Here is an 11203-nt window from a genome sequence, read left to right as displayed (position 1 = left end):
ATGAATACCATTTTAGATACAATAGAAGGTCAAATATGGGGACAATCTTCGATGTGTTAATGAAAAAGATGGTGAAATTTGAATAAATATCAATAAAATCAATAGATAACAAGGGTGCTCTAAGCGCTTATACCTATATCCTTTTCTAATGGAATAGATTTGTTGATTGAAAATCCAAGTAAATCTAAAAAATTAGGTTGGGTACCCCAATACGACCTTGCTGATTTGGTTAAAGAAATGGTAGCGAGTGATCTAGAGATTGCTAAAAGAGGTTAGCCCCCTAACCCCCTAAAGGGGGAATGGTTTTCGGTTTATAGTTTGTGGTGTAAAGGTTTAAAGGTTGTGGGTTAATTGGTTAATTGGTTTCCTTCTGCAAGCTCAGGATGACGAGGTTAATTGGTTGCCCCCCCAGCCCCCTAAAGGGGGAGTTTGGTTGGAGTACTGAAAAATAGAGGGTAGGAAAGAGCATAAGAAGGTTAACTGTTTACCCCTAGCCCCCTAAAAAGGAACAGTTGCTTTTTTCGGGATTTGAATCCCTAAAAGTTGCTACTTTTCGGGATTTCAATCCCTAAAAGTTGTATTTTTGTTCTTTATAGTCTTATATTATGATTGAAAGAATACTTGAAAAACTAGTTAAAAGCAAGCTACATACTGGCAAAGCGATCGTTTTATTGGGCGCTAGACAAGTTGGAAAAACTACATTGTTGCAAATGCTTTTTGGTTCTTCGGAATCCGTACTGTGGATGAATGGAGACGAATTGGATGTGCAAGCTGTTTTTACTGCTATTTCAGCCACTCGATTGAAAGCTATTTTCGGGAATAAGAAAATAATTATTATCGATGAGGCACAGCGCATTCAAGATATAGGATTGCGAATGAAACTCATCACCGATCAAATTCCTGAAGTTCAATTGGTTGTTACAGGAAGTTCTTCCTTTGAGTTGGCCAACAAACTCAACGAACCTTTGACAGGTCGCAAGTGGGAATACAAAATGTATCCTTTGTCTTTTGCAGAAATGGTAGCTCATCATGGGTTATTGGAAGAAAAGCGTCTTTTGGCTCACCGCATGGTCTATGGGTATTATCCCGATGTTGTCAGTACTATAGGCGTTGAAAAAGAAATTTTGAAACAGTTATCGAATAGTTATTTATATAAAGATGTACTGTTGTTGGAACAAATCAAAAAGCCAGAAGGACTTATTAAATTATTGCAAGGACTGGCCTATCAAGTTGGTTCCCAAGTTTCGTATAATGAATTGTCACAGCTTACTGGTCTTGATGCTAAAACCGTAGAAAAATATATTGAAGTTTTAGAGCAGACTTATATTATATTCCGATTAGGCTCCTTTAGTAGAAACCTTCGTTCGGAACTTAAAAAAAGTAGAAAAATCTATTTTTACGACAATGGAATTCGAAATGCTTTGATTGCTAATTTCAATCAAGTAGAAAATCGGACAGATGTAGGGGCTTTGTGGGAAAATTTTATGGTTTCTGAACGGGTGAAATACGTTCAGTATTCTCAAAAATGGGTTAATTCCTGGTATTGGCGCACCAAAGAACAAAAAGAAATTGATTATATTGAAGAACAAGACGGCGCTTTAACCGCTTATGAATTCAAATGGAATCCTGATGCCAAACACAAAATGCCTAAACTGTTTTTAGAAACCTATACTGGAAGTGAATTTAAAGTTATACATAGAGATAATTTTGAGGATTTTTTGATGTAGTAAGGGGGTAGCGGTTGTCAGTTATCGGTTAATTGTTTAGAAGGGGTTAATCGGTTAGGGAAAGGTTAGTTGGTTACTCCCCAGCCCCCTAAAGGGGGAGTTAAGTCTCATAGATCAGATTGTCACTCCCGATAGCTATCGAAAAAGGTGCAAAGGCAATTTCGATGACCATTATAGTAGTAAAAATAAATAACAAATCCTATTTCAATGCAAGCAGCTCATCGTGTAGCTAAAAATACTGGAATTCTTTATGCTCGGATGGCGATTACCGTTTTTATATCGCTGTATGCCACCCGATTGGTGTTGGCAGCATTGGGTGTGGCTGATTTTGGTTTATTTAATGTAGTGGGTGGAGCCATTGCAATGCTAGGGTTTTTAAACAGCTCTATGGCAGCGGCAACCCAGCGGTTTATGTCGTTTGCACAAGGGGAAGGCGATCTCGAAAAGGTCAAGCGCATTTTTAATATGAGTACCGTTTTGCATGCCGGAATTGCGGTGCTGATGGTCTTGATTTTAGAAATTGCAGGTTACTTTTTTTTTAACGGAATATTAAATATTGCTCCAGACCGGGTTGAAGTTGCAAAAGTTATTTACCATTTTATGGTGGTTAGTACTTTTTTTACGGTTTTGTCTGTGCCTTATGAAGCTGTGATTACCTCGCACGAGAATATGCTATTCTATGCTATTTTGGGTATTATTGAAGCGGTATTAAAATTAGGGATTGCCTTATACCTCGCTTACAGTGCTTTTGATCATTTGGTTGCTTATGGTTTTTTGATGGCGGCTTTGTCTGTTTTTTTATTGGTATTGCGCCGGATGTATTGCCATCGTTATTATGTAGAATGTGTACTTAATTTTAGTAAATACTATGAGAAAAGCCTGCTGAAAGAAATTACCAGCTTTGCGGGTTGGTCTCTGTTAGGTTCAGCATCCAGTATGATTGCTAATTATGGGCAGGGGATTGTAATTAATATGTTTTTTGGAACAATTGTTAATGCAGCGCAAAGTGTTGCAGCACAAATAAGTGGACAATTGGGTGTTTTTTCAGTTACACTGAGTAAAGCTTTAAATCCTTTAATTGATAAAAGTGAAGGAGCGGGAAATAGGGCAATGATGTTAAAAGCTACGTTGGGAGGAACCAAAATTTCTTTTTTTTTACTCAGTTTTCTATATATTCCTTTTCTGATTGAAATGCCCTTTATTTTACGAATATGGCTTAAGGATGTCCCTGAATACACCATTGTTTTTTGTAGATTATTGTTGGTGCGCAATCTTATCGAACAATTTTATATTCCATTGGCTGGGGCTATAGGTGCCGTAGGCAATATCAAAAAATTCCAGATTGGAATATCAATTTTATTTATTTCGCCGATTATTATATCTTATTTGTTGTTCAGGCAAGGATTTCAATCGTATTATATTTATTGGGCATTTATATTTTCTTCATTTTGCATTTTTTTACTTGTTGTTTATTTTGCCAAAATAAATTGTGCTTTAGATGTTTTTGATTTTGTAAAAAATATTGTCTTTAAATGTTTGTGGGCATTTTTATTGTCATTCTTATTGTCCCTGCTCCCTGCGATTTTGATTTCCAATCAATTTTTGCAACTCATAGGTGTTTTTTCGATTAGTTCTATTTCTTATTTCGTTTTATTTTGGTTATTTGCTTTGACTGACTTTGAGAAGGGTCTGATTATTTCCACTAAAAACAAGTTCTTCCTGTCAATTGGTTCTTTGGGATTCAAAAAAATGGGAATTAGGTAATTCGTATGTCAAATTAATTAATAACCTTTGGGTGATTTTTTTAAATGCTGAAAAATAATAATTATCAAAAAAAATGAAAATTGTTCAAGCATCAGGTCAAACCTGTAACCAATTTTGGATTTACTCTAATTTTATTGCGGACGCTATAGAAAATAATGAAAAATTTGCAATTTGGATACCAGATGCTGCATTTGAATTTTTCCCAAGTTTATTAAATTCTGAATATATATCATATCCACTTTATTCTAAAAAGTTAGTTTTAATTTTTGGACATAAAAAATATGTTAAGTTTTTGAAGATAATTTTAGGTAATACGATTTCATTACGCTTTTTTAATTTTTTTTTTAATTTCTTCAATAAGCAAAGTTTTATTTTTGCTGATGAACTTCTTGAGAAAAGTAAAAACAGAATCAAAAACATCGATAAAATTCTAACTAGTTTCAGTCCTTCCTATTCAGTCGTTTCCAAAGTTGACGCGCTAATGAATAAAATGCATATTGAGAATGAAATTATTATAGGGGTTCATATTAGGAGGGGGGATTATCAAACATTTGAAGGAGGAAAATATTTTTATGATATAGAACAATACGCTGTTTTGTTTCATAAACTAACTCTAATGATGGAAGACAAGAAAATTTTTTTTTATATAGCTAGTAATGAATTTATTGATTTGTCTTTATTTCAAGCTTACAACTGTTTTTATGATTCTAACTGCAACATGGCAGAAGATCTATATTCTTTAAGTAAAGTTGATTTTATTATTGGCCCACCTTCAACCTTTTCAGCATGGGCAGCCTTGTATGGTAATGTTCCAATTTATTTTGTTGAGGATATATTGTCGAATTTTAATATTTCTGACTTTGTTGATATTAAAGATAAATGGTTTTAGGTACAATAAAAGTTACGGATGTAAATAATTAAAACACGAATTTTAAAAAGCTCAAAATGAATGTATTGAATTTAATTGGAAGATCCAAATTTCTTTTTACCGAGGATATTTCAGAACATGAAATTTTTTTGTCTGATGAAGTTTCTAAATCAAAATTTTTGGTTTTAGGAGGAGCTGGGTCAATAGGTCAGGCAGTTACAAAAGAAATTTTCAAGAGGAACCCATTAAAACTACATGTAGTTGATATTAGTGAAAATAATTTAGTCGAATTAGTTCGAGACATAAGGAGTTCTTTTGGCTACATTAAAGGGGATTTTCAGACTTTTGCATTAGATATTGGCTCTACTGAATATGATGCCTTTATCCTATCCGATGGAGCATTTGATTATGTGTTGAATTTATCAGCACTCAAGCATGTGCGAAGTGAGAAAGATGCATTTACTTTAATGAGAATGATTGATGTGAATATTTTTAATACGGAAAAAACTATTCAACAGTCAATAGAGGCAGGAGTGAAAAAATATTTTTGTGTTTCAACGGACAAAGCAGCTAACCCTGTAAACATGATGGGTGCTTCCAAACGTATAATGGAAATGTTTTTGATGCGAAATAGCCAGTTTATTACTATCTCTACTGCTCGATTTGCTAATGTGGCTTTTTCAGATGGTTCTTTATTACACGGTTTCAATCAAAGGATTTTAAAAAAACAACCATTAGTGGCACCTAATGATATAAAACGATATTTTGTAACCCCAAACGAGTCGGGCGAATTGTGTTTGATGTCCTGTATTTTTGGTGAAAACAGAGATATTTTTTTTCCAAAATTAAGTGAAAATCTACATTTGATATCATTTGCCGATATTGCAGTTAAGTATTTAAACGAAATTGGATATGAGCCTTATATTTGTTCATCTGAGGCTGAAGCAAGAGATTCTGTAGAAGCATTAATAGCGGAAAAAAAATGGCCTTGCTTGTTTACAAGTAGTGATACAACTGGTGAAAAAGATTTTGAGGAGTTTTACACTACTAATGAAATAGTGGATATGCAAAGATTTGAAAATTTAGGAGTAATTAAAAATGATGCAATATATGATTCGGGAAAGCTAGATCATTTCACGAATACAGTTACTAATTTAAAGAGGGATAAAAAATGGAGTAAAAATCAACTTGTTGATTTGTTTGGGTCTATGATTTCTAATTTTGGACATAAGGAAACTGGCAAGTATTTAGATTCAAAAATGTAATCAGAAAATAAATTATTGTAGGAATACATGTGTAAACAATTATATATTTTTGAATTATTTATATTTTAAAATGCTATATACATTTTTAAACTTTTTTAAAAACATTGGCGCTGAATCGCAGCGGTCATTGATAATCAAAAAACAAATTTTGTTTTCTTTTTTGATTAAAATTATAAGTGTTTTTATAGGACTATTAATGGTGCCTCTTTTAATTGATTTTTTGGATAAAGAACGCTATGGAGTATGGTTAACTATGTCGTCAATATTTACATGGTTTAGTTTCTTTGATATTGGTATTGGTAACGGGATGAGAAATAATTTGACAAAAGCACTTGCCGCCAACAACAAAACTTTAGCAAAAGAGTATGTAAGCACTACTTTTGCAATTGTTTCTATTATATTTGGTTCTTTATTACTGCTTTTTCAATTGTTTAATCCTTTTGTTGATTGGAAATATATTTTAAACATTTCTAGTATAAATGATTTTGATTTATACTTGTTAACTTCAGTTGTATTTAGTCTGTTTTTATTACGTTTTATTTTTCAATTAACAGGGGTTGTTTATATTGCAAATCAAAAGCCTTCAATAAACAATGCACTCATAACTTTTGGTAGCTTGTTGTCATTTTTAATCATTACTCTACTTTATCAATTTAACAGAACAGGTGATTTATTAATTCTCGGAATAGTATTAACTGGTGCTCCGCTCCTTGTTTTAGTTGGAGGGACGTATTTTGCATTTTTAGGAGAATTCAAGTTTTTGAAACCAAGTTTAGCTTTTGTTAAATTTAAACATACTAAAGTTTTATTAAATTTGGGGTTACAGTTTTTTGTTATCCAAATTGCAGCAATCTTATTATTTTCAACTGCAAACATACTGATTACACATTTATTCAACCCAAGTGAGGTAGTGGTTTATAGCTCGGCACTTACTTATTATCAATTACCAATAATGGTCTTTAGCATTATTATGTCACCTATTTGGAGCGCAGTAACAGACGCTTATGCAAAAGAAGATTTTGACTGGCTAAAAAGCACATTGAAAAATCTTAATAAATTATCATTATTTTTTGCCTTTGGAATTATAATAATGCTATTTATTAGCCAATATGTATTCAAGTTATGGTTGGGCGAACGCATAGTAATACCAACGATGTTATCCATATCGATGGCTCTTTTTTCGATCATAAATGTATTTTTGGCTCCATATACTGCATTTATTAATGGTATTGGTAAAATAAAGTTTAGCATGTATATGGTTTTTCTAACTTTATTCTTTTATGTACCACTTGCCTATTTATTTTCAAGATGGACTTCAAGTTCTGCAGGAATAATGTTTGCTACTTGTTTGCTGAATATAGTTGGGCTTTATTTTCAGCCGCTCCAAGTAAATAAAATTATAAACAACAATGCTCATGGAATTTGGAATAAATAAAAAAATTAAGGTAGCATTTATTTGTCAAATGAGTAGCGAATTTGTTCAAGATAGATTGCCGCTGTGGAAGAAGTCTGAATTTATTGGCGCATGGATTTCTAATACGGTAGAAGGATTTAAAAATTTAAAGGACTTTGAAATTCATATCATCTCTTCTCATCCATTTTTAAAAAAAAACTATAGTTTTAATGAAGACGGGATTTCCTATCATTTTTACAAAAGCGGAATTCCAATTCTTGATAGAAATTGGCCACGAATTTTTAGATTGGATGTATTGACTAAGTTTTATTGCAATAGAAGGAAAATTAATAAAATTGTCAATTTTATAAAACCAGATATAATTAACTTACATGGCGCTGAAAATGCACAATACAGTTTGTCCATTTTAGATTTATACAAAAAATATCCGGTATTAGTAACTATTCAGGGATTTGTATATCTTGAGACAAGTACTCGAGAGGATCGCATTCGAAAAATTAGAGTCGCTACTGAAGCTAAAATAATTCGAAATTGTCCAAATTTTGGAGGGGATTTTGATTCTATGCGGATGATTAAAGAAATGCGAAATTCAGATTTTAAGTTTTACAATTTTTACTATCCAAATGGAACAAAAATTGATAAACTTAGCGAAAAAAAATCTGACAAAGATTTTGATTTATTATTTTGGGGTAGAACAATAAAGGATAAAGGAGCTGAAGATTTTTTGATTTTGGTTTCAAAACTTGTAGCTGATTTTCCGCAGCTTAAAGCTTGTTATATTGGTCCGATACAACAGCAATATCAAGAATTTTTAAGAGTTAGATCGATTGAATTAGGCTGTGAAAGCAATATTGTTTTTCATGGATATTTAAGAAGTGAGGAAGAATTATATACTGAGGTATTGAAATCAAGAATTTTGGTATTGCCAACTTATAACGATAGGTTTCCCACAGTTTTAAGAGAAGCAGTTCATTTTAGAATTGCTGTTATTGGATATGCAACAGGGAGTATTCCACAATTTAATACTGGGGATGAAAGGATTTTACTTTCTGATCAAGGAGATATAGCTAAATTATATACAGATGCAAAAAAATTATTGACTGATAAAAGTTATTTTAATTCATTGACGGAGAAGGCGTTTGTTCATGGTATTAAAGAGTTTAGTATCGAAAATAATTGTGCTAAAATGGCTGCGGCTTATTACGATATTTTGAAAATAATTAAATAATAAAAGATTATGTATAAAATACCACTTTTCGATTTAAATTTTGATGAAAAAGAAGAGAAAGCTGTTAATGATGTTATTCGTTCAAAATGGATTTCCACTGGGCCAAAAACATTAGAATTTGAAGAAAAATTCTCAAAACTGTTGAAAACAGATTATTCTGTTGCTCTAGCTAATTGCACTGTTGCGCTCCATTTGGCTTTAAAAATTGTTGGAGTCGAAAAAAATGATGAGGTAATTTGTCCTTCACTAACATTTGTAGCGACGGTTAATTCAGTTAAATATTTAGATGCAATTCCGGTTTTTGCAGATGTCATTAGTTTGGATAATTTGACTATCTCACCAGAAGATATTGAAGCAAAGATTACTGCTAAAACAAAAGCAATTATTGTTATGCATTATGGTGGTTTTGCTTGTGATATGGAGTCAATTATGGATATTGCAAAAAGACATAATTTAAAAGTCATTGAAGATGCCTGCCATGGTCCTCTGTCAGAGTATAATGGAAAAAAATTAGGGACTATAGGTGATGTGGGATGTTTTAGTTTTTTTTCTAATAAAAATATTAGTACAGGTGAAGGAGGTATGCTTGTGACTAATAGTAAAGAGTTGTACGACAGGACAAAATTACTTCGTTCGCATGGTATGACCTCAATGTCCTACGAGAGAGCGAAAGGACATTCAACAGAATATGACGTGGTTGAGTCAGGGTATAATTATCGGATGGACGATATAAGATCTGCTATTGGGGTGGTTCAGTTGGATAAAATACAAGAAGATCTAGAGAAAAGAGCTCTAATCAGGAAAGCTTATATAGATTTATTGAAAAGTATTGACAATATTATTATTCCCTTTAAAAACAATTTAGAGTTTTCATCTAATTATGTTATGCCTATAGTTTTGAAAGACTCCACTTTTGAAAAGAGAAATGCAATTAGGAACCAGCTTGGGCAGATGGGGATTCAAACTAGTGTACATTATCCGGCAGTACATCGATTTTCTATTTACAAAGAAAATTATACTGAACTGCCTATTACTGATTATGTATCGAATAATTTGATTACTTTGCCTATGTATTCAAAGTTGACTTTAGATGAGGTTGAATATATCGTTAATTCGATAAAAAAAGTTATTTAGTGATTAATCAAGTGATAATTGTTGGTGCCTTTCATGAAATTATTGAATTGGCAGAAGAGTTAAATATTGAAATAGTTGGATTGATTGATTTCGAAAAGAAGGGCAGCTATCTAGGTTATCCGGTTTTAGGTAATGATTCATCCGTGATTGCTTTACTTGAAGAAATTAATAAAACCCCTTTGGTTATTACTCCTGATTTGCCAACCATAAGAAAAAAATTGAGCAAGTATTATAAGGATTATGGTTTTAGTTTTTCCTCTTTAATTTCTACAGATTCCAAAATTTCTAGAAGTGCAATTTTAGGTAAATCAATAGTAGTTCAATCTGGCGTAAATATTTCTGCACAGGTTAAGATTGGTGATTTTGTTAAACTGAATACCAATTGTAACATAATGCATGACTCATGTATCGGAAATTTCACTACTATAGCACCCAATGCAGTCATTTTGGGAAATGTTACCATTGGGGAATCATGTTATGTTGGTTCGAATGCAACAGTATTACCAAATATTAGTATTTGTAATGATGTAATCATTGGCGCGGGTGCAGTTGTTACAAAAAGTATTTTCAAAGCTGGAACTTATATAGGACAGCCAGCCAAATTGATAAGTCGCTTTAATCAATAATAATTTATTTGAATAGAATTAAAAACTACTAAATATGAGCCAATTATTGCCTTCATCAGAAAATTTAATTGTAGTTCCTGAATCTACTATTTTGAGTTCATTAAAAAAAATGGATGAAGCAGGCAAAAAGTTATTGCTAGTTTGCAAAGGTGAAAAATATCTTAGTTTATTGTCTATTGGTGATATTCAGAGAGCAATAATTAGCGGAGTAGATCTCAATACTCCTATTGGTGATATTATTAGGAATGATTATATAATTGCCAAACCCGAACATTCTATTCTTGAAGTTAAAAAAATAATGCTCTCTATCAGAGCCGAATTTATGCCCGTTGTTGATAGTAATCAGCAGTTAGTAAATGTTTTTTTCTGGGAGGATTTATTTGGAATCGATAAGGTAGTGCCTGTTAATCAATTCAATCTACCGGTTGTAATAATGGCAGGAGGATTTGGTACTAGATTGAAACCCTTAACAAATGTATTGCCTAAACCTCTAATTCCAATCGGTGCAAAAACTATGATAGAGGAAATTTTTGATCGTTTTAAGGCACATGGGTGTACCGATTTTTTTGTTTCAGTAAATTACAAGGCGGAACTAATTGAATTTTATTTGCGAAGCCAAGATTTACCTATAAGTTTAAATTTTTTTAAAGAAAATAAACCTATGGGTACAGGAGGAAGTTTAGCTTTGCTAAAAGATAAAATTAAAAATACTTTTATAGTTAGTAATTGTGATATTTTGATTGAACAAGATTATTCAGAAATCATCGAATATCATAGGAAAAATAATAATGAGATTACTATTATTGCTGCTTTGAAACATTATCCAATACCTTACGGAATAATTGAAACTGGTGAAAATGGGCAGTTAATTGATTTGAAAGAAAAACCAGAAATGACTTTTAAGATAAACAGTGGAATGTATATCTTAGAACCTCATTTGTTAGATGAGATTCCTGAGGATACTTTTTTTCATATTACAGAATTAATAGAGAAGGTAAAAGACAGGAAAGGAAATGTAGGTGTTTTTCCTGTTTCAGAAAAATCATGGAAAGATGTTGGACTTTTAAGCGAATATATAGATTTGTTGAATAAGTTTTAGATGAGGTTAAATAGGGATTGATTTTAAAAGTGTTATGGATATTTGTTTTGTCTAGTCTCTTAGATTTACTTATTTAAC

At 32.0% G+C, this 11203-nt stretch carries 9 protein-coding genes; all 9 read left to right on the top strand.

Going from position 1 to position 11203, the window contains the following annotated elements; genetic code table 11:
• Window positions 1-605: 605 nt before the first annotated feature.
• The 9 genes from ACIQ1E_RS01870 to ACIQ1E_RS01830 all read left to right on the top strand — a co-directional run bounded on the left by ACIQ1E_RS01870 (window position 606) and on the right by ACIQ1E_RS01830 (window position 11125).
• Window positions 606-1727 (top strand): ATP-binding protein, encoded by a 1122-nt coding sequence (locus ACIQ1E_RS01870; RefSeq protein ID WP_396168192.1) that lies wholly within the window; start codon window positions 606-608, stop codon window positions 1725-1727.
• Between the two features lie 207 nt (window positions 1728-1934).
• A complete protein-coding gene (locus ACIQ1E_RS01865; RefSeq protein WP_396168190.1) occupies window positions 1935-3491 on the top strand; it encodes a hypothetical protein in 1557 nt (518 codons plus the stop codon).
• 73 nt (window positions 3492-3564) lie between these two features.
• Window positions 3565-4380: a hypothetical protein gene (locus ACIQ1E_RS01860; RefSeq protein ID WP_396168188.1), complete on the top strand. Its 816-nt coding sequence runs from the start codon at window positions 3565-3567 to the stop codon at window positions 4378-4380.
• A 56-nt stretch (window positions 4381-4436) separates the two neighbouring features.
• Entirely contained in the window at window positions 4437-5624 is a 1188-nt protein-coding gene (locus ACIQ1E_RS01855) for a UDP-N-acetylglucosamine 4,6-dehydratase (protein ID WP_396168186.1), read from the top strand.
• Window positions 5625-5694: 70 nt separating this feature from the next.
• A complete protein-coding gene (locus ACIQ1E_RS01850; protein WP_396168184.1) occupies window positions 5695-7059 on the top strand; it encodes a hypothetical protein in 1365 nt (454 codons plus the stop codon).
• A complete protein-coding gene (locus ACIQ1E_RS01845) occupies window positions 7040-8266 on the top strand; it encodes a glycosyltransferase family 4 protein (protein ID WP_396168183.1) in 1227 nt (408 codons plus the stop codon). The genes ACIQ1E_RS01850 and ACIQ1E_RS01845 overlap by 20 nt, the downstream gene beginning before the upstream one ends.
• A 9-nt stretch (window positions 8267-8275) precedes the next feature.
• Entirely contained in the window at window positions 8276-9400 is a 1125-nt protein-coding gene (locus tag ACIQ1E_RS01840; RefSeq protein WP_396168181.1) for a DegT/DnrJ/EryC1/StrS family aminotransferase, read from the top strand.
• Window positions 9400-10026 (top strand): NeuD/PglB/VioB family sugar acetyltransferase, encoded by a 627-nt coding sequence (locus ACIQ1E_RS01835; protein ID WP_396168179.1) that lies wholly within the window; start codon window positions 9400-9402, stop codon window positions 10024-10026. The genes ACIQ1E_RS01840 and ACIQ1E_RS01835 overlap by 1 nt, the downstream gene beginning before the upstream one ends.
• Window positions 10027-10060: 34 nt before the next feature.
• The gene (locus ACIQ1E_RS01830; protein WP_396168177.1) at window positions 10061-11125 is read left to right on the top strand and encodes a nucleotidyltransferase family protein; all 1065 of its coding nucleotides are present in this window, start codon (window positions 10061-10063) and stop codon (window positions 11123-11125) included.
• Window positions 11126-11203 lie beyond the last annotated feature (78 nt).

It is taken from the genome of Flavobacterium sp. (assembly GCF_044348915.1).
In the GTDB taxonomy this organism is placed as follows: domain Bacteria; phylum Bacteroidota; class Bacteroidia; order Flavobacteriales; family Flavobacteriaceae; genus Flavobacterium.
Note: the sequence above shows the minus strand (reverse complement) of the source record. Positions and strands in the feature narration are given on the sequence as shown.